Source organism: Paludibaculum fermentans, assembly GCF_051172195.1.
Lineage (GTDB): Bacteria > Acidobacteriota > Terriglobia > Bryobacterales > Bryobacteraceae > Paludibaculum > Paludibaculum fermentans_A.
The window spans coordinates 852,854-872,459 of the sequence record NZ_JBPJAQ010000001.1; the positions used below are offsets into that span (position 1 = coordinate 852,854).

A 19,606-nucleotide genomic window follows, 5' to 3' on the forward strand; every position below is an offset into this window, starting at 1 on the left:
GCATCGCCTTCCCTGGCAGGCTGACAATTGCGGTTCTCAGCGGCTACTGGAGCTGTCGTAGTTAAGACAAAGGCAGGCTGCCGGGTTTGAAGCGGCCTGGTTGGCGAACCACCACCCGCTTCCAGACTGGAGCGTACAATTCTAACGTTGGCCGTAGGGTGGGCAAGTTCGGATTCATAGGCAGCAACCCGCCGCGCCCGAGAGTGCCCCGGCAGTAATTGGAGGAGTACCCGATGAGTTTGTTCACTCGTAGCGGAAGAATTACCTGGCTGCTGGCATCCGTCTGGATGGCAGCCAGTGCGCAGGAGGCGCCATCGATCCGAGTCTCGGGCATACCCGCGCAGGGGCTGGTCGAGACGGCGGGAAGCAGCATTACGCTGGAGGGCTCGATTACTGCGCCCAGGGGATTGGCGGGCGTGACCTGGACGGACCAGGCTGGCCGGCGCGGGCCGGGGCAGTTTGAGGCGGTAGCCGGCAGTGCCAATGAGTACAAATTCGTCGTGGGGCCAGTGGGACTGCGCCGCGGCCTGAATGGGATCCATGTGGCGGCGGTCGATCCGGAAGGGGGCGCCTCGTCTGTGCATGTGCATGTGCTGTCGCAAGCGCCCGAGGAACCGGAAGCGGAACGGCGCGTGGGTCACTGGCAGAACCAGCCGGTCACCTACGAATTGGTGAACGGGAAGGCTGTCGTCGAGGGGGACATCCTGCTGGGGCCAGAGGACCGGTTGGCCCAGGAACCGCCGCAGGGCAAATCGACCGAGGGCAAGCGGCTGGGTTTGTCGGTGCTGTATTCGAACGGCACTTGGCCGGTTGATGCGGTGACACATGTGGCCAAAGTGCCCTACGTCGTCCTGAGCGGCACGACCAGCATGACGACGGCGATCAGCCAGTTCAATACGATCTTTTCCGGCCTGATTCAGTTTGTGCCCCGTGCGGCGGAGGCAGACTATGTCGCGATCGATCTGAATTCGGCCGACCACAGCAGGTCGTGCTTCGCGACGCTGGGGCGAACTGGCGGGCAGCAGGACCTGCAGGGCTCCATTGATTGCGACGTGGCGACACTGTTGCATGAGATGGGCCACTCGATTGGGCTGTACCACGAGCATCAGCGCCCAGATTTCTCCAGTTTCATCACCTTCAACCAGGCGAATCTGGATATCCCATTGCTGTTTGGGAACTTCGGCGCCCAGACGCTGAATGCGCGGAACGTCGGGCTGTATGACTACGCTTCGATCATGCATTATGGGGCGGCCGGGTTCTCCAAGAACAACCAGATGGTGCTGGAGACGATCCCAGCGGGCATGCCAATTGGAGAAGCGACGACCTTCTCTGCAGGTGACATCGACACGGTGAAGCGCATCTACGGCACCGCGCCGGCGAGTGTGACGATCACAACAAACCCGGTGAATCTACCCATTGTGGTGGATGGAGTGGCGCTGACAGCGCCGCAGACATTCGCCTGGGCGATGGCATCGGTCCACACTATCGCCGTTCCGGCGGGCTCGCAGAAAACGTCGCCGGCGGACGGGTCGCGGTACTTCTTCGGCAACTGGAACGACGGCGGAGCACAGTCGCACCAGATCACGGTGACATCGGGCACGGGCGGTCCGGGATCGCCGGTAGCGAGCCCGGCCATCACGGTCTACCAGGCGAGTTTCCAGCGCTACAACGAGATCAATCCGGGCCATAACGGGGTCACGGGGCTGGGTGGCGGTACACTGAGCCTCAACCCACTGCCGCAATCGATCAGCGGCGGCTCGTACTACCTGTTGCGCCAGAAGGTGACGGGCCAGGCGCTGCCCAATGCGAGTTCGGTCTTCGCCGGGTGGTTCGGCAACGACTATCTGCCGCGTGGGGCGAATCCACGCGAATGGATCGTCCAGGCGTCTCCGTGGAACATCCAGGCGGACCTGGAGCCGACAACCGCAGTGTATACAGTCTCGTCAACATTCACGAATCCGGCGCCTCCGACCAGCCCGCTGAATCCGGCCGTGACGGCGATTGTCGACGGCGTCACGCACGTGATTCCGGAGATCTTCCGGCCGGTTGACGGGTGGACCGCGGGATCGGCGCACACGCTGAATGTCACGAACCTGCAGACACCGGTGACGACGAATGTGGCGTACAAGTTCAACAACTGGAATCTGGGCGGGACGAGCAGCGCGACGGCTGCGCAGAGTATCAATATTCCGGCCGCCAGCACGAGCTATGTGGCATCGTTCACGCCGTCCTACCGCGGCTACTCGCTGGTGAATCCATTCTGTGCGGCAAACGCCCCGAATCCGCCGCTGGCGGACCAGAAATACCTGGATGGAACCGTGGTCAACTTCCAGGTGAATCCCAAAGCGCAATGGTTCTTCACCGGCTTTTCAGGGACGTTGAATACAACGGCAAATCCGCAGTCACTGACGGTGCACGACGAGTTTGCGGTGACAGCGAACCTGAATACAGTGGCGGCTCCACTGACGATTACGGGGTTTGCACCGGCGTCCCTGACGCAGGGCGCGGCCAGCACGATGGTGACGATCACGGGGACGGGATTCACGCCGTCTAGCGTGGTGTTCGTGAATGGCTCGTATTCGTCGTTGCGCACGGTGGTGTTCGTGGACGCGCAGCATGTGCAAGTGCAACTGGGCCCCGCGGACCTGACGGCTCCGGGTGGTTTCCCGATTGGGATCCAGAACGCAGCCAACGGCTGCAGCGTCTTCGTGGAGGGCTCGTTCACGGTGAATCCGGCCACGCCGCACTGGCAGATCACCAAAACGCACACGGGGAACTTCACGCAGGGCGGCACGGGTCAGTATTCCATCACTGTGACGAATAATGGCGGCGCGTCTACCAGCGGGCTGGTGACGGTGACGGAGACGGTGCCGGCGGGCATGACGTTGACCGGCCTGAGCGGCAGCGGCTGGTCGTGCACTGCGAACAGTTGCACAACCAGCACGGCATTGGCGGCCAGTGCGTCGTACCCAGTCATCCTGGCCAACGTTTCCATCAGCAGCAGTGCGGCGATCGCGCTGACGAACCAGGTTTCGGTGACAGGCGGCAGTGCGGGCAGCGGACTGGCGTCCGACCCAACGACGATCGTCCAGGTGCCGGCCACGATCACGGCGGTGGGCGGCGGCGGGCAGACCGGACCGATTCTGACGGCATTTGGACAGCAACTGCAGGCGGCGGTGCGGGACGCAGGCGGAGCGGGCATTCCGGGAAAACTCGTGACATTCTCAGCACCGGCCTCCGGCGCGAGTGCGGCCTTCACGTCGGCCAATCCGGCTACGACCAATGCGGCGGGCATCGCCGCGATCTCAGTGAGCGCGAACGGGGTCGCGGGTGGACCGTACGTCGTGAGCGCGAATGTCAGCGGCGTGGTCCCGGCGGCGCAGTTCTCGCTGACGAATAGCCTGGGGACGAATGTGATCACGTTCACGACTATCCCGAGCCAGCCGTTTGGCACGCCGCCGATTGGGATCTCGGCGACTGCCAGTTCCGGGCTGGCGGTGAGTTTTACCTCCAACACACTGGCGGTTTGCACGCTGTCGGGCTCGACGGTCACGCTGCTGACGCCGGGCGACTGCTCAATCACGGCCCGCCAGCCGGGCAATGCCAACTTCAGCGCCGCCACGCCGGTGACACAGATCTTCGCTGTGACGGAACCGAGCATGATCTCCGTTGCTCCGGCCTCCGGGTCGGGGGCGTTGCAGACGTTCACGGGCGTCTACTCGGCCTCGAAGGCGTACACGGACCTGCAGTGGGTCCAATTGCTGCTGGCGGTGGCGCCGGATGGCGGCGGGCAGCCGTTCTGCTATGTCCATTACGACGTGCAGGGCAATGCCTTCTGGCTGTATGGGGCTGGCGGTTTCTTCGTGGGGCCCATCGCACCGGGGACTTCGTCCAATCTGCTGCAGAACTCGCTGTGCGCGCTGAACACATCGGCTTCGACGGCCTCGGGCACCGGCAAGAACCTGACGGTGAATGCCAGCCTGGTGTTCAAAGCGGCCGGGGCGCGGAACGTGTACATGCGGGCGATGAACAAGGCGCAAGCCGATTCCGGCTGGATCCTGAAGGGGACCTGGACCGCGGTAGCGGCCACCCTGGGCACGATGTCGGCCACACCGAACACAGGCAAGGGCAGCCCGCAGACGTTTACACTGACCTATCCGGACCCCGCCGGGTTTGCCGGAGCCGCGTATGGCTGGACACAGTTCCTGGTGGCGAAGGCCCCAGACGGCGCCGGGCAACCGTTCTGTTATGTGCACTACGACCGGGCCGGCAACGGTCTATGGATGTATTCGGGGGATGTGGGCTTCTTCCTGGGGCCCGTGACGCCCGGAGTCGCTTCGAATGCGCTGGACAGTTCGTCCTGTTCGATCAGCAGCGCCGGGACGACGGTCAGCAACCAGGCGGGCAACCTTGTACTGAATGTGCCCATTACGTTCAAGGCACCGATGTCGGGCGGGAACAAAGAGTTCCAGAGGACGCTTGACGTGCTGAACCGGGATTCCGGCTGGCAGCAGACGGGCAACTGGACGGCGCCATAGACAGGCGCTGACGGACGATAAAACAAAGGCCGCCGGCGCCCGGGGTAAGCCCGGAGGCCGGCGGCCTTTTCCGTCTAATCGTGGCCTGGACTGTTTATGGAATGGTCCAGGTACCGGTCTGGACCCAGCCGGTATCGCGCCGCAGGACATCCAGGGTGCGTTCGAAGAGTTTCTTCGCACCGCTCATCGGCGGCTTCATCGTGACCGGAACGGTGACGATCAGGTTGCCGGAGTTGTTCTGGATGGTGGTGCCGGCCGGATTGACCGAGCACGCCGTGCTGTCGAGGGCGGTGGAGGCCACACCCGGGGTGATGGGCCCGAGGAAGAAGCCGACGTCGCTGGAGTACATCCACAGGCCGTTGCCGGCCCGATCGTAGTGGACGAAGCAGAACGGCTGTCCGCCGCCATCGCTGGCATTGGCGACCAGGAACTGCACCCAGCCGTAGGGAGAACCGAAGAAGCCAGGGGGGTCGGGGTAGGTCAGGACAAATGTCTGACTGGCGCCGCTTCCGGCATTCGGATTCACCGTAGGCGTAGCCGGCGGTGTGGCCGACGTATTGAAGATGCCCTGCTGCACCCAACCGGTGTCATAGAAGTTGAGGTCCTGGGTGCGGAGGTAGATGTTGCGGGCGCCCGCCGCCTTGAAGATGACGTTGGGGCTGACCGTCAACGTGGTGCCGTTTCCGGAAACCGTGGACGACTGCGTGTTCACGGCGCAGAGGGTGTTCTGCAGGACTTGCGACGAGACGCCCGGCGCGATGGGACCGACGAAGAAGCCGCCGTCGCCATAGAGCCAGAGCCCGTTGCCCTGGACGTCATAGTGCAGGAAGCAGAACGACTGGCCGCCGCCGTCGGTGGCGACAGCGAACAGCATCTGCACCCATTGCAGGGTGGAGTAGCCGTTGACGGTGCGGTAGACGCCATTGAACGTCTGGAGGCCGCCGGTGCCGGTTTCAGGAGTTACCGACATGGTGGTGACCGGCTGCAGGATACCCGGCTGCAGTTGGCCCACAACACCCGTCGAGCTGCTGGTGGGCGCCGCGATGCCGAACTGGCCGAATTGATTGCTGCCCCAGGCGCGAACGAAGCCATCGGTCTTGAGGCCGACGCTATGCGCGCCGCCGGCTGCGATGGCCAGGCCGCCGTACATGCCGATGGTGGGTGTCGGCGAGAAGCGGGTGGTCAAGGTCGAATCACCCAATTGGCCGCTGGCATTTCCGCCCCAGGCCCAGACAGTGCCCGTCGTGGTGAGAGCAAGACTGTGGGTGGTGCCCGCGGAGATTGCTACGACACCGGTCAAGGTGCCGCTGCGCGAGATCGTTGGCCGATTCGTGCCGGTGCCGTCACCAACCTGGCCCACGGAGTTCAGGCCCCAGGCCCAAACAGTACCGTCGCTGCGAAGCGCCAGGCTGTGCGAGCCGCCGGCGGAAATCGCGATGATGCCCGTCAGGCCGGCCACCTGCACAGGCGTCAGGCTCCTGGTGAAGGATCCATTGCCGAGCTGGCCGGAGGCATTCAACCCCCAAGCCCAGACCGTGCCGTCCGCTTTTAAAGCCAGGCTGAATCCGTCGCCCGCTGAGACGCTGACGACGTTGGTGAGATTGGGAACCTGGAGGGGCGAGGATTTGCTGACAATCGTTCCATCGCCGAGGCCACCATCGGTGTTGATGCCCCAGGACCAAACGGTGCCGTCACTCTTTCTGGCCAGGCTGTGCGCCTTGCCGGCGGAGATGCGGGTGATATTGGCCAGAGTGGGTACTACAACGGGGATGAGCCGCATGGTCGTGGTGCCATCGCCGAGCTGGCCCGAAGAATTGAGGCCCCAACTGCGCACGGTGCCGTCGTTGAGCACAGCCAGGGTGTGGGATCCGCCGGTGGAGACACCCAAGACATTGGTCAGGCCGGAAACCTGAACTGGGCCAGTCCGATCGGTGGTGGAACCATCGCCCAGTTCACCGTTGGCGTTGCCGCCGCTGCCCCAAACCGTGCCGTTGTTGAAAAGCACGAGGGTGTGATCCTGCCCGGCGGTCAACCGCTGTCCCAGGGTGCTGGGGGTTGGGGCGGGGTAGGTGCAAGGCGTTTCGGCCGCCGTTGCTCCAAATGTCACGAAGTTCGCCGTGGCGTTGCCGCGGCCGAGTTCACCACGTTCGTTGTCGCCGGTGGAGAGCACGGTGCCGTCGGAGAGCCGAACCAAGGTGTGGAACACACCGGCGCCGGCCGCAACCGCCGTATTGATACCGCTGATCGCCACGGGAACGAGAGATTCGGTCTGATTGCCCGTACCCAGCGCTCCAAAAATGTTATAGCCCCAGGTCCAGACAGTGCCGTCGCTCTTCACAGCCACGCTATGAAAGCCGCCGCCGGCCACTTCGACAATACCGGTGAGGGTGCCGGCGCGAACGGGAACCGTACGGTTCACTTTCGTTCCATCCCCCAACTGGCCGAGACTGTTCAACCCAAAGGTCCAGACCGAGCCGTCGCTCTTGATGGCCAGGGTATGGTTGGTGCCGGCCGCGACAAAGTCCGCGACCAAACCGGTAACGACGACCGGCGAGAGCCTGGAGGTGGTAGTGCCATCACCCAACTGGCCGCTGGAGTTGAGCCCCCAGCTGTAGACGGTGCCGTCGCTCTTGCGGGCCACGCTGTGGTTGTCACCGGCGGAGATCGCGGTGATACCGGTCAGGCCGGGTACCTGCACCGGGCTCTGGCGGGTGGTGGTCGTGCCATCTCCCAACTGGCCGGCCGCGTTATCGCCCCAGGCCCAGACGGTGCCATCATTCTTCAATGCGAGGGAGTGGAACTTGCCGCCGGAGACGGCGACAATCCCGGTGAGCCCGGGCACCATGATGGGGATGGTGCGGTTGGAATTCACCTGCACGCCATTGCCCAACTGACCGAAGCTATCGTCACCCCAAGTCCAAACTGTGAGGTCGTTTCTGACGGCCATTGAGTGATTGCCGCCCGTGCTGACGGCCACGACACCAGTGATCTGGACGCAGACAGGGTTGTTGCTGTCGACGACGGAACCGTTGCCGCCCTGCCCATATTGGTTTTCGCCCCAGGCACTGACGGTGCCGTCTGCCTTGAGCGAGATGCTGTGATTGAGATATGCGTCGAGGGTACCCGCAGCGGAGCCGGCCGCTTTGAGTAGACCGCTGGAGGCAGATAGGCCGGCGGAGAAGAGGCTATTCGCCCCCTGGGCGCGGGCAGCCTTCAGGGAGGCGGCGGTCGCGTTCTGGGCGGCGATGGTGGCGGGTTCGGCCGAAATCACGGCCACGGCCCAGCCGGCCTGGGCATCGAGCACGACGCCATCAAACTGATATTCGCTGCGGTCGCCGTCCTGAACTAAAGTCAGGGTGCTGTCCACCGCTGTGACGGAACGGGCGGTGAGCGAATTGCCCAGCCATTTTGCGTCCACCAGCGGGCCGGGTTCCTGTTCCTGGAACCGGCGCTTGAGGTCGGCGGCCTTCTGCGTCAACTGGTCTCCGGTGAGGAGCCGGGCGGCGGCCGATTCGGACCTGCCGTCGTTGCCCCAAACCCAGATCTGTCCCTGAGCGTCGCGAGCGTAGCCGAGATTGCCATAGACGGCCACGGCTTCGATGCCGGACAGGCCACGCACCTGCATCGGCGCGGCGATCAGCTTGCGCGACTCACCGGGAATGAGTCCGTTCCAATTCGAACCAAACGCCCAAACCGTGCCATCCGCGCGCAGTGCGACGGAGAACAACTGGCCGGCGGCGATCATCGTGACATCCCGCAGCCCGGGTACGACGCCTGGCAGGGCGCGGCTGGCGAGAGTGCCACTGCCGAGCTGCCCTTCCGAGTTCGCACCCCAAGCCCAAACCGTGCCATCGGCCTGCAGCGCGAGGGAGTGTTGTGCACCCGCGGCTATGGCCGTTACCGCACCAAGACCCTGAACATGCGCCCAGCCGGCACGAGCCTGGATATCTCCTGTACCCAATTGCCCCTGTGAGTTGTTGCCCCAGGACCAGACGGCGCCCTCCACCGTCCGGACCAGAATATGGCCACCCGTTTCAGGCAGCGCGAGGTTCCGCGCCCCAGCCACTGAACCGATTGATCTGAAGGAGTACTGGGCGTTCTGCCCCGTGTTTTCCTGAAGAATCTGGATCCGCTCCGCACCCCACGCCGGCGCCATGATTGCTGTCAGCGCCAGAGCTGTAGCCGCAATGCCTCCACCGATGGGTAAACCCCTGAATAGTTGTAGTTTTTGTTTGATCAAACTCACGTCTCCTCCGCCCCGCACACTCGAGGATCACTCTGGCAGGAGGTACACCTCTCCCCAGGCGATCAGTATAAGGTTAATCGCTGTACCCGGGCCTGTCAATTGACGGCCTTACCAGTGCAGACACCTTCGCCAGCCCCACAATAGTGTATGAATTCCGGCCAACCGAAAGATGGCCGAACGCCGAACGACCGGCCTGAAATCACAATCACCGGCCGCTGACTCCGACGAAATGGCGAATAAAAGCTTCAGCGGGGACGGGTCCGGGAACGGCGCCGCACTGGCTCAGGATCCGGCAGAAATCCGTTCATCAGCCAGAAGGCGCAACCATCGGCATTCAGCACGCCCCGGTTGTGTAGGAAATGGATCGGCAAAAATGGCTTCCAGTTGGAGTTTCCGAGCAAAAATGCAGCGAGCATGTACTGCTCATTGTAGTAGCGAATATCGAAATGCTCGGGGTACTCCTCGGGCAGATAAATGTCGTGAACATGCACCAAAACACCCTTGGGCAGAACCGGCATCACACGCAGGAAGAAATGCGTCACATCGGAGTCGTGGAAGCAGATATGGCTGCCGTCAAAGAAGACGAAATCGCCGGGCTGCAGGCCGGCAAAATAGTCCAGGGGCGTCGCGATCAGGCTCTCCTCGCGCACCTCGTCGGCGACCGCATTGATGGACAACCGCGGCGAGGGGTCGATGCAGGTGATACGGGTGCCGAGCTTCCCGTCGCGGATGGCCTTTCTGAGGAACCGGGTACTGTTGCCGCTGCCAATCTCGACGATGCGGCCCGGCGCATAGGTGCGCACCAGGGCATAAGCGGCCCGCGCGTCCATCCCCGTATAGAAGATGTTCTTCCAGAACGGGGAGACCGCATCAGCCGGATCGGCCAGTTCGTCGGCGACATCTGTCAGGTCCAGGTGGGGCTTAAGGCGGGCGTGAAGCTCCTCATACGCCCAGGACCTGGCCTCCAGCAGGGTAGTCACCGCGGCATACGGTTCACGGCCTTTTTCCCTGGGTACGACGCCTTCGTAATCGATTGGAACGATCAGCGCCGGGGCATGGGTTTGCGGCATCAGCGTACGATTCTGGTAATCGACGTAGCAGTAATGCTCCAACACCAGGGCTTTGATATAGGCCAGCTCTTCTTCACAGGGGGGACCCGGGGGCACCCACGGGACGTCTTCCCCTGCGACAGGTTCCTCCACGGCAGGGGTTTCGCTCTCCGCCAGTGCTTCCGCGGGCGCACCGGACGCCTCCGCTGGTTCGGCCTCGACCATGGCGGCTTCGGCGGCGGGCTCCGGTTCCGGATCCTGAACAGGGGGAGGCTCCGGTTCAGGGTCATCGACGGGCGGCGGCTCCGGTTCCGGTTCCTCGACAGGTGCGGGTTCGTCCCCACCGGGCTCTTCCAGTGGCGGTTCCGGCGGATCAGATTCGGGGCCGGCTTCGGGTTCGTTCAGGTGAACGGCCCGCAGGTTCAAGCCGGACTCGTAGGCCGCAATGACCTCGTCGATGGGCCCATCCATGCGCAGCACGCCCTCTTCCAGCCAGATGGCCCGCTGGCAAAGCTCCCTCACCGTGGCTGCGGCGTGGGAGACACACAGGATGGTCTTGCCTGCTTTGTGGAGCTCGTAGATGCGCTCGACGCACTTATCCTGGAAGGCGCGATCGCCCACCGCCAGGACCTCGTCGATGATGAGGAAGTCCGGATCGACGCAGACCGCGACCGAGAAGGCGAGCCGCATCACCATGCCGGAGGAGTAGGACCGGACAGGCTCATGCACGAACTCGCCGATGCCGGAGAACTCAATAATCTCGTCCATGAGTTCTTCGGTGCGCTGGCGGGAGACACCGAGGACGGAGGCATTCAGGTGAACGTTCTCAATCCCGGTCAGGTCCGAGTGGAACCCGGAGCCGAGCTGCAGCAGGGCCGCGCCGCGGCCGTTCACAATAATCTGCCCGGAATCGGGATCCACCAGCCCTGCCACCAGGCCGAGCAGGGTGCTCTTGCCTGCTCCATTGCGGCCGATGATGGCGACACTCTCGCCGCGGCCGACCTCGAACGAGACGTCGCGCAGGGCCTGAAAGCGCTCTGCCCGGTGACGCGTCATCATCTCTTTAAGATGACTGCGCAGCAGCCTCCTGGGCTTGTGCATGATAAAGCTCTTGGAGACGTTGCGGACAGTGACAATGGGTGAAGTAGCCACGGCGGTTAGAGGTAATCGTAGAACTGGCGTTTCCAGTGCCGAAAGGTCAGTGACCCGACGGCCAGTGTACCGAAAGAAACCAGCGCGAGCTTCGTCAGCAGTACGCCGGACGGGGGAACCCCTTCCAAAAGTATGTTGCGGGAGGCGAGCACCAGCGCCGCCACCGGATTCAGTTGATAGTATTCCTGAAACTGCGGCGGAATCGCGCTGAACGGATAGAAGATGGGGACCAGCCAGAACATCACCAGGTTCACCGATTCCACCACATAACGTGTATCCCGGATGAAGACAGCGAGGGTGCCCGTGATGAGGCCCAACCCGCAGACGAAGGCGATCTCGAGACCCCAGACCACGGGCAGCAGCAGCCAGTAGCGGTTGACCCCGTAGCCGAAGAAGAGAACCAGGGCAAACAGTAGGGCCACCTGGGCGGCCATGTTCAGTGCCGTGGAGAGCACGGCCGTCAGGGGGATCATCTCCCGCGGGACGTTAACACGCTTGATGAAATCCGCGCTCTCGACGATGGAAGCGCTGGAAGTCGCCCAGGCGAGACTGAAGAAGTTATACGGCACCATGCCGGTCAGCACGAAGACCGCGAAGTGATCGACGGTCTTGTTGGGAAAGATCATGGTGAAAACAAAGGTGAGAATGCCCATCATCACCAATGGATTCAACAGGGACCACAACATGCCCAGGGACATATTGCGATACCTGACCTTGAAGTCCTTGAGGACCAGGTTCCGGACGAGATAGAGCAGGTCGCCTCGCCACATAAGGTAGCTAGAACCCGCCCGATGTTGCGGCCGGCGGGCCAGCGCGCCGAGCCCGGCAACGCCGCGGCATGGCGGGACTAGACATTGGAATATCTCCGGGCTCTCAGGATGGTGAAGGCCTTCTTCAATTCGTTGATGCCATCGGGCAGGGAAACCGCCGGTTGAAAGCCCGTGGCTTCAATCTTCGCATTGGAGACGATGTAGTCGCGCTTGTCCGGATCTTCGCCAATGGGGGCTTCGAGGTAAGAGAAGCCCGGGATCAGCTTTTTGATCTCGGCACAGAGCTCCAGCTTAGAGAGGTTGGCGTCGCTGAGGCCGACATTGTAGGGCTGCTCTTTCATGGAGTCGAACCGCGCCATCACATGCTGGAAGGCGCGCGCCACATCGCGGATATGGATATAGTTCCGCTTGAAATGGCCTTCGAAGATGACCAGCGAGCGATCGGTCACGGCGCGGTGGACGAAGTCGTTCACCAGCAGGTCGATGCGCATGCGGGGGGAGACCCCGAACACGGTCGCCAGACGGAGCGAAACGCCGTTGCCCGCGTCCAGCACCTGCCGTTCGGCTTCCACCTTATCTCGCGCATATTGGGAGATCGGCTTGAGCGGAGACTCTTCGGTGCAGTAGTTGGAGGCTTCGCCGACCCCGTAACCGCTATTGGTGCAGGGATAAAGGATCCACTGCTGTTTCGAGCGCAGTTTCAGCAGGGACTGGATGCCTTCCAGGTTGGTGGTTCTGGCCGCAATGCGGTCGGCATCGCACACTGGCGCGCCTACCAGGGCAGCCAGGGCGATGATGATGTCGGCCGAACCGATTGCATCGCGCAGCACACGCTCATCCCGGCAATCGCCGCGGATGATCTGGAAATCGGGGTGCCAGCAGTTCTCCAGGAGAGTGGGCTGGCCGTAGAGGAAGCTGTCGAGCACCGTGACAGCGAAACCGGCATTTAGAAGCTGCGGCGTCAAAACGGAGCCGATGTAGCCCGCGCCGCCAGTGATGAGTACTTTTGCTTGAGCCATGGTTGGATGTCATCCGGGCGGCTAGATCGAGGCGGGCAGCAGCCTGCGCACGCGCTCGAATTGCCGATCCCAGTTCAACTCTTCTTTCATTGCGATATTGCAGTTCCCGACCATCTCGTCATATTCCGGCGTGCCATAGAGTTGCATGGCCCGCGTAAACGCATCCAGCATGTCGTGGAAGCCCCAGCCCTTCATGACGATGCCGCACTTGTAGCGTTCCACAATCTGCTTCGGCTGTGGGTGCGGAGCGGTGATGGGAGGAACCCCGGAGGCGATGGATTCAAAGAACTTGCACGGACAGGCGTAGGTCTGATTCTCGTTGGAGGTCTTCCAGATCGTCAGGCTGTAAGCGTAATTCGGCCGGGCGGCTTCCAGATACTTCGTATCGACGAAGCCCTTATAGCGAATCTGGCCGCCGGCGTTCACGAGCACTTTCCGGGTCCGTTCCGGGTCCGATCCGCCGATGTAACCGTAGATGTCGATGGGGAACACCTGCATCCGGGAATCCCCGTAATAGTCGACGAACGTGGCGTTGACGTCGAGTGCTCCGGAATAGTAGATGCGGCCATTGCGGTCCACCGGGGGGATAGGCTCCTCCATGTCGGCCAGCCGGGTGGGCGAGTTGTAGGCCAGGGCGACGGGGATCTCCTCGAACCCGCAGCGGCGGATGTCGATCGCGGCGCGATTCTCCTCGGGAAAGACCACCACGTCGATCCACTGCCGGGCGTGCCGGTTGAACTCGGGATCGAAGTTGCCGTAGTAAGTGGTGGACTCTGTCGCATGGTAGATGACCAGCGGCGGCTTCTTCGCCAAGCGGAACAAAACAGGGATGTTCCACGAGCAGCGGATGATCAGGATGCGCGGCTTGAGCTGATTGATGCGGGCGGCCACCATGGACACGAATTCGATGCGGCCGGTGGTGCTGCGGAAGTGTGTGGAGGTGGGGATGCGCTCCACTTCCAGGCCGCCTTCCAACTGGGAGATCGCCTTGTCCTGCTGATCGGGCTCCAGGATCGTGGCCGGAATGCCGTACAGATCGACGAGCGAGCGCAGCAGCGACAACGAGTCGAAGTTGCCTGAGCCGACGCTGATATCGGAGACCTGGACGATGCCGCCGGTCGACGTCATGCGGTCACCCGCGCGGCCGCATTCCTGGCAGCTCGCTGATCCAGGCTCGGCTGCGGAGGCTCAACCGGGGCCTCGGCCATGGTACTCAACATCGAGACGAGCCGGCCGGCATTGTGGAAATCATAGGCGGCAGGCGCGTTGTCCATGGCCGTATTCCGATAGTGGTCGTAATGAGCGAGTACTTCACGAACGGCTTCGGACAGCTTGTCGACATGGGTATAGTTGACGCCGATCGCACTCAAAGGCAGCGGCGGGGCGCCCGGATCCTGCAGGATGAACCCCGCTTCGAACGCGGTCCCGGTGAGTTCCACATCCGCGAAGGCGTGCCGCAGGTTCAGCAGCACTTTGGTGGTTTCCGGTCCCACCGGCACGAGGCCCACGACCTGCGCGCTGTTGTAGCCGGGGGAAAGAATGTCCGAGCCCTCTTCGCATTTGCGGCCGGCCCGGTCGACGCCGGTCGTGCTGACCAGCACCGCATGCCCTTCCTCGGTCCCTTCCAGTGTCATCCTGACCCAAAGGTACGCCGCATCGGCCGGTACACTGATCCAGGCCTGCGCCGCGCGGTCTTCACCGCCGAAGCTGATTTCCTTGCTGGCGCCCAGGTACCAGGATTTGCCGCTCCCGGTCTGCTGCCAGAGTTGATGGCGGCGGATGGGCACGACGTCTTCGCCGAGTTTCTCCAGCAGTTGGTTGCGGTAGGCGTACACACCCTCGGCAAACTGGCGGCCCAACCAGGAGGCGGCGGGGGCCACGACCGGGATGCCGGCGGTGAGCGCCTCAATCAGCACCCCGGAACTGCGGGCGTAGTAATTGTCACGGTCGTAAGGCAGGATCAGCAGGTCGGCTTCCCGCAGGACGGCGCGGTATTGCTCAGAGGGCAGCGGCTCCAGGAACAGCGTTACGCCGTCGCCGCCGATGCTCTGCAACAGGCAGCGCGCCACGACGGCCTCCGATTCGCCTTTGGGAATATTGTAATTAGACTGAATCTTAAATTCGACGCGGCCCGTTGCGAGAAAATCGCGTCGCAAATCTTCCACCAGCGCCGGGAAAAAGTGGTAGCCCTTTTCTGCGCGAGCATCACCCAAATAGACGAGCTGTAAGGGCCGGGTGGGTGTCGCCACGCGCACAGATGGCGATTCCGTGTGGGGGATCGGACAGGTATGGAACGGGAGAGAAGACACCCGTTCGTGCTGCTTCGTCAGCTCCTCGGTGTCCGTATAGAAGAAGACGCGGGCGGCGGAGGCGCGGCTGCGGAACGAGAGATAGGCGTTGCGGAGCGGGGTGAGCAGCGCGTCCTGATTCGGATATTGCCATTCACGCCCATCGTAGAGGTTGCGGCGGAACAGGAGGTGGTAGCTGGCGTTGAGCGCCTGTGGGTACTTCTCCCAAACCTCAATCAATCCAATCATTTCCGGGATGCCGAGAGTGGGAATGAAGATGAGATCCCCGGCTTCCGGCTTGAGGGCCCGAAGCAGTTCCAGGGTGTCGGCGGCGAACAGGCGTGCCTTGCGACGCTGAAAGCGCCATTCCTGAAGGGTGCCTCCACTGGAGAGCGATTCGAACAGCAAGCCGAGCGCCCCACGGACGCTGGTCCAGGCGGCATCCCAAATCTGGTGGAAGAAGTTACGAAAGGGGATGATGGCGGCCAGGATCCGAAAAACCGCTCGAATCGGCAGAAAAATAACCGCCAGCGCGGCCGCATATCCTATTTTAAATGCCGAATCAAACGGATGCCATCTCAGGTACTCAATTGCGCTGTTCCTCACCACCCAAAGAAATCCCAATTGAGAGAAAAACAGGCGTGTCTTGAGAACAAAAAAGTGATGGTAGAGCGCGGTGTAGGCATTTGCCAAACGCTCGCCCAATGTCGCCTTCGACATCCGCTTCCAGAACCCTAGCCGATAGGCAGGAAACACCTTCCACGGAGCTTCAGTGGACTTGAACTGCCGGTGGGCGGCCAATACAGGCGTGTGCCCGGCGGCCTGCGCCGCGGACAGGACGTGCTGCGCGTATTCATAATGATGACCGCCGATATCGACAATTGATTGGTCTATCAATATGAATCTTGGCATTGAACTGATATTTTACCTTTTCAATTTAACACTACTCGAGCAGCCGCCATGCTCGCAGTGCAGCGGGAGAAGGAGGTCCATGATATCATAATTAGCTGTTGCTACCCACCGCCCTCCGTGGCGGCACAGCCCTATGCGAATACTTGTCACAGGCAGTGCAGGATTCCTCGGCCGGCACACGATGCCTGCGCTTCGTGCTCATTTTACCGGAGTGGAGATCATAGGGACAACACATTCCTGCTTTGATCTCACTGATCCAGCGAGTGTGGAAACCATGTTCCGGCGGCACAATCCGGATGTTCTCGTGCATCTTGCCGGGTATGTCGGCGGGATTGGAGCCAACCGGGCCTTTCCGGCAGACTTCTATTACCGCAACACCCTGATCACCGCCCTCGTCTTCCAACAGGCCGCCATGACCGGCGTCAAGAAGCTCATTTACCCATTTGGGGGCTGCAGCTATCCGGCCAAAGCCGCTTCCCCCATCGCCGAGGATCAGCTCTGGCAAGGCTACCCCCAGCCGGAGAGCGCGCCTTACTCTACAGCCAAAATGATGGGCGTGGTGGCCAGCGAATCGTACCGGAAGCAATACGGGCTGAACTCCATCCCGCTGATTCCAGGCAACATGTACGGCGAGTACGACAACTTCCGCCAGCACGAGTCGCATGTCGTGCCGGCGCTGGTGCGGCGCGTCCATGAGGCTCGCGAAGCCGGTGCGGAGAAGATCGTCGCATGGGGCTCAGGCAAACCGGTGAGGGATTTCGTCTACGCCGGTGACGTAGCCAAGCTGATCCCCTGGTTTATCGAGAACTACGATTCCAGCCAACCGGTGAATCTGTCCTCGGGCGTAGCCACGCCGATTCGCACCCTGACCGAGTCTGTCTGCCAGTTGTCCGATTTCGCCGGGAGCCTGGAATGGGACTCGACGAAGCCCGACGGCCAGATGGTGAAGGTCTTTGATGTCAGCCGGATGCGGTCACTCGGGCTGGATTGCCCGACACCCTTGGATGAGGGCTTGCAGCGAACGATTGCCTGGTACCGCGAGCATAGCGGCGCCGGGACGGACGGTATACGCCTATGACCGCCAGGGAGGGCGCCCGATGATCTTCGTGATTGGCGGCCGCGGCCTGGTAGGCTCCGGCTTCGTGCGCATGCTGGAAGCCCGCGGTGACCAGTTCCAGGTCATTGATCGCGTCAACTACGATTCACTGCGCGGACAGAAGTGCGACCTGCTGGTGAATGCCAACGGCAACTCCAGGAAACCATTGGCCAAACAGGCGCCACTGGAAGAGTTTGACGCGTCGGTGCGATCGGTCCGGTCGTCGCTAATCGACTTCCCCTGCGAGACCTACGTCCATATCTCCTCCTGCGACGTCTACCCGGACTGCACTAGCCCGGAGGTGACGAAGGAAGACCAAGTCCTCGATCCGGCCAAGCAAAGCCCGTACGGATTCCACAAATATCTGGCCGAGCAGTGCGTCATGCATGCCGCTCCGCGCTGGATTGTGGCCCGCTGCGGCGGCTTTGTCGGACCCGGGCTCCGCAAAAACGCGATCTTCGACGCGCTGCACGGCGGTCCGCTCTGGCTGGACCCCGGCAGCAGCCTGCAATTCCTCCACACGGATGACGCAGCGGGGGTCATCCTCAAATTAGCCGCCCAAGCGCCGGCCAACCGGGTGTATAACGTCTGTGGGCACGGTGTGATTTCCATTGCGGAAGTGATCGAGGCAGTCGGCACTCCGGTCCCTGTGCAGGCGGGTAGTCCGAAGGTGCGCTACGAGGTCAATATCGAAGCGGCTCAGCAATTTGTGGAGATTCCGGAGACCCGCAGGACCGTGCTCGACTTCGTGCGGTCCCAGCTGGAGACGCGGTAATTCCATGCCTTCGAGGAGCCTCCTGATTCTGGCCGGCGGCAGGGGGACGAGGCTCCAGAACCTGCATCCGGACCTGCCGAAACCTATGGTGCCGGTGGCCGGACAGCCATTTCTCGAATGGATGCTGCGCTTCTGGGAACAGCAGGGTGCCGGAGATGTCGTGGTCTCTACCGGCTATCTGGCTGAAGTCATTGAAGATTTCCTCAAGGCTCGGGGCCGCGGCGTAACTGTGAAGGAACGGGAAGCGCTCGGCACCGGCGGCGCCGTCCGCTTCGCCGTGGAGCAGCAGCCGGTCAGCGACCCGTTTGTTGTGACCAACGGGGATTCGCTGGTCGCAGCCGATCTGAGTGGTATGTGGGATCTGCCGCCCGGGGTAGAAGCTGCCATTGTGGCCCTCGAAGTGGACGACGCCAGCAGGTTTGGAACATTGGCCATCGACGAGGCGGGGTTCCTGCAGCGGTTTGAAGAAAAAAGACCCGGCGCGGGCTGGATCAATGCCGGGATTTACTGTTTCCGGCGGCACCTGATCGATGCATTTCCGCCGGGCGTTTCGAGCATGGAAATGGACGTGTTTCCGTCGCTGCTGGCGGCGGGCGTCCCGATTCGCGTGATTCGGGTGAGCGGGCGCTTTCTGGACATCGGCACGCCCTCCAGCCTTGTGCTGGGCGACGCGTTCGTCCAGGAGCTCAAGGGGGTATTGCCGGCATGATCATCACGAGAACGCCATTCCGCATCAGTTTCTTCGGCGGCGGGTCCGACTACCCGGACTACTTCCGGCAGTATGGCGGCGCGGTGCTGGCCACGGCCATCGACAAGTCGGCCTACCACTCGGTGACGCACTTCCATTCGCAGCTCTTCGATTACTCGATCCGCATTGCCTACCGCCAGGTGGAGTGCGTCTCACACCTCGACCAGCTCGAGCACGCGCCTTTCCGTGAGTGCCTGCGCAGTTGCGGCATTACCCAGGATGTCGAGGTGAACTATACGGGCGAGTTGCCTTCGTTCACCGGCCTGGGCACGTCATCCTCGTTCGTGGTGGGCCTGCTGAATGCCCTCCACAGCTTTCAGGGCCGCAAGCTGGAGCCGCTCGACCTGGCGTATGAAGCCATCCGCATCGAACGCGACGTGCTGGGTGACTGTGTCGGCTGCCAGGACCAGGCACTGGCCGCGATCGGCGGCCTGGCGATTGTCGAGTTCCTGCCGGACGGCGAGATCCGCCCCCATCCGCTGGTGCTTCGCGGCGACCGGAAGGAAGAGCTGCAGCAGCACATGATGCTGTTCCATACGGGCATTCACCGGCGGGCAGCCGAGATGGCGCGGCGGCAGATGAGCCGGCTCAGCGAGAACACGGCCCGCATCCGGGCGCTGCGCGGGCAAGTGGACGAGGGCTACGAGATCCTGACTGGCCAAGGCCCGATCTCAGCCTTTGGCGAGCTGCTGCACGAAGCCTGGCGGCTGAAGCAGGAATTGGATGTGAATGTGGGTCCGCCCGTGGTTTGCGACATGTACCATCGCGCACGCATGGCGGGCGCCCTGGGTGGCAAACTGCTTGGCGCGGGCGGCGGCGGCTTCCTGCTGCTGTTTGTACCGCCGGAGCGGCAGGACCAGGTGCGGCGGGCCCTATCCGAGCACCACGAGATTCCGGTGCGGATCGATGCTCCGGGCAGCCACGTCCTTTACTCGACGGAAGTCCTGCCGGCCGACGAACCCGTCGTCACTGTCCTGCGCGCCCGCACGCAATTCGCCGATTAACCTGGCCCA

The 19,606-nt window shown here is 62.5% G+C and carries 11 protein-coding genes; 5 read left to right on the forward strand and 6 right to left on the reverse strand.

Going from position 1 to position 19,606, the window contains the following annotated elements:
* Window positions 1-233 precede the first annotated feature (233 nt).
* Window positions 234-4,538 carry a M12 family metallopeptidase gene (locus ACR9Y2_RS03605; RefSeq protein WP_435039685.1) on the forward strand — a complete coding sequence of 1,435 codons (4,305 nt, stop codon included), beginning with the start codon at window positions 234-236 and terminating at the stop codon, window positions 4,536-4,538.
* Window positions 4,539-4,632: 94 nt separating this feature from the next.
* Here the strand turns inward: ACR9Y2_RS03605 and ACR9Y2_RS03610 are convergent, their stop codons facing one another.
* The 6 genes from ACR9Y2_RS03610 to ACR9Y2_RS03635 form a co-directional block, all read right to left on the reverse strand.
* Complete coding sequence (locus tag ACR9Y2_RS03610; RefSeq protein ID WP_435039686.1) at window positions 4,633-8,778, reverse strand: RCC1 repeat-containing protein; 4,146 nt, start codon at window positions 8,776-8,778, stop codon at window positions 4,633-4,635.
* 251 nt (window positions 8,779-9,029) lie between these two features.
* A complete protein-coding gene (locus ACR9Y2_RS03615) occupies window positions 9,030-10,934 on the reverse strand; it encodes an ATP-binding cassette domain-containing protein (protein WP_435039687.1) in 1,905 nt (634 codons plus the stop codon).
* 56 nt (window positions 10,935-10,990) lie between these two features.
* Window positions 10,991-11,755 carry an ABC transporter permease gene (locus ACR9Y2_RS03620; RefSeq protein ID WP_435039688.1) on the reverse strand — a complete coding sequence of 255 codons (765 nt, stop codon included), beginning with the start codon at window positions 11,753-11,755 and terminating at the stop codon, window positions 10,991-10,993.
* A 77-nt stretch (window positions 11,756-11,832) separates the two neighbouring features.
* Window positions 11,833-12,774 carry an NAD-dependent epimerase/dehydratase family protein gene (locus ACR9Y2_RS03625; RefSeq protein WP_435039689.1) on the reverse strand — a complete coding sequence of 314 codons (942 nt, stop codon included), beginning with the start codon at window positions 12,772-12,774 and terminating at the stop codon, window positions 11,833-11,835.
* A 21-nt stretch (window positions 12,775-12,795) separates the two neighbouring features.
* Window positions 12,796-13,902, reverse strand: a complete 1,107-nt coding sequence (locus tag ACR9Y2_RS03630) for a glycosyltransferase (protein WP_435039690.1) — start codon at window positions 13,900-13,902, stop codon at window positions 12,796-12,798.
* Window positions 13,899-15,959 carry a glycosyltransferase gene (locus ACR9Y2_RS03635; RefSeq protein WP_435039691.1) on the reverse strand — a complete coding sequence of 687 codons (2,061 nt, stop codon included), beginning with the start codon at window positions 15,957-15,959 and terminating at the stop codon, window positions 13,899-13,901. The genes ACR9Y2_RS03630 and ACR9Y2_RS03635 overlap by 4 nt, the downstream gene beginning before the upstream one ends.
* 148 nt (window positions 15,960-16,107) lie before the next feature.
* Here ACR9Y2_RS03635 and ACR9Y2_RS03640 point away from each other — a divergent pair, with 148 nt between their 5' ends.
* Genes ACR9Y2_RS03640 through ACR9Y2_RS03655 form a run of 4 tightly spaced genes read left to right on the forward strand, consistent with a single transcriptional unit; the run spans window position 16,108 to window position 19,597 of the window.
* Window positions 16,108-17,052 carry an NAD-dependent epimerase/dehydratase family protein gene (locus tag ACR9Y2_RS03640; RefSeq protein WP_435039693.1) on the forward strand — a complete coding sequence of 315 codons (945 nt, stop codon included), beginning with the start codon at window positions 16,108-16,110 and terminating at the stop codon, window positions 17,050-17,052.
* 19 nt (window positions 17,053-17,071) lie between these two features.
* A complete protein-coding gene (locus ACR9Y2_RS03645) occupies window positions 17,072-17,845 on the forward strand; it encodes an NAD-dependent epimerase/dehydratase family protein (protein ID WP_435039694.1) in 774 nt (257 codons plus the stop codon).
* Window positions 17,846-17,849: 4 nt separating this feature from the next.
* Window positions 17,850-18,554, forward strand: a complete 705-nt coding sequence (locus ACR9Y2_RS03650; RefSeq protein WP_435039696.1) for a sugar phosphate nucleotidyltransferase — start codon at window positions 17,850-17,852, stop codon at window positions 18,552-18,554.
* Window positions 18,551-19,597 carry a GHMP family kinase ATP-binding protein gene (locus tag ACR9Y2_RS03655; protein ID WP_435039697.1) on the forward strand — a complete coding sequence of 349 codons (1,047 nt, stop codon included), beginning with the start codon at window positions 18,551-18,553 and terminating at the stop codon, window positions 19,595-19,597. Before ACR9Y2_RS03650 ends, ACR9Y2_RS03655 begins: the two co-directional genes overlap by 4 nt.
* The last annotated feature ends 9 nt before the right edge of the window (window positions 19,598-19,606 follow it).

Coding starts and splice junctions, on each gene's coding strand:
- ACR9Y2_RS03630 (WP_435039690.1), bottom strand. CDS start 13,902: ATGACGTCGACCGGCGGCATCGTCCAGGTCTCCGATATCAGCGTCGGC.
- ACR9Y2_RS03615 (WP_435039687.1), bottom strand. CDS start 10,934: ATGCACAAGCCCAGGAGGCTGCTGCGCAGTCATCTTAAAGAGATGATG.
- ACR9Y2_RS03655 (WP_435039697.1), top strand. CDS start 18,551: ATGATCATCACGAGAACGCCATTCCGCATCAGTTTCTTCGGCGGCGGG.
- ACR9Y2_RS03620 (WP_435039688.1), bottom strand. CDS start 11,755: ATGTGGCGAGGCGACCTGCTCTATCTCGTCCGGAACCTGGTCCTCAAG.
- ACR9Y2_RS03605 (WP_435039685.1), top strand. CDS start 234: ATGAGTTTGTTCACTCGTAGCGGAAGAATTACCTGGCTGCTGGCATCC.
- ACR9Y2_RS03650 (WP_435039696.1), top strand. CDS start 17,850: ATGCCTTCGAGGAGCCTCCTGATTCTGGCCGGCGGCAGGGGGACGAGG.
- ACR9Y2_RS03625 (WP_435039689.1), bottom strand. CDS start 12,774: ATGGCTCAAGCAAAAGTACTCATCACTGGCGGCGCGGGCTACATCGGC.
- ACR9Y2_RS03645 (WP_435039694.1), top strand. CDS start 17,072: ATGATCTTCGTGATTGGCGGCCGCGGCCTGGTAGGCTCCGGCTTCGTG.
- ACR9Y2_RS03640 (WP_435039693.1), top strand. CDS start 16,108: ATGCGAATACTTGTCACAGGCAGTGCAGGATTCCTCGGCCGGCACACG.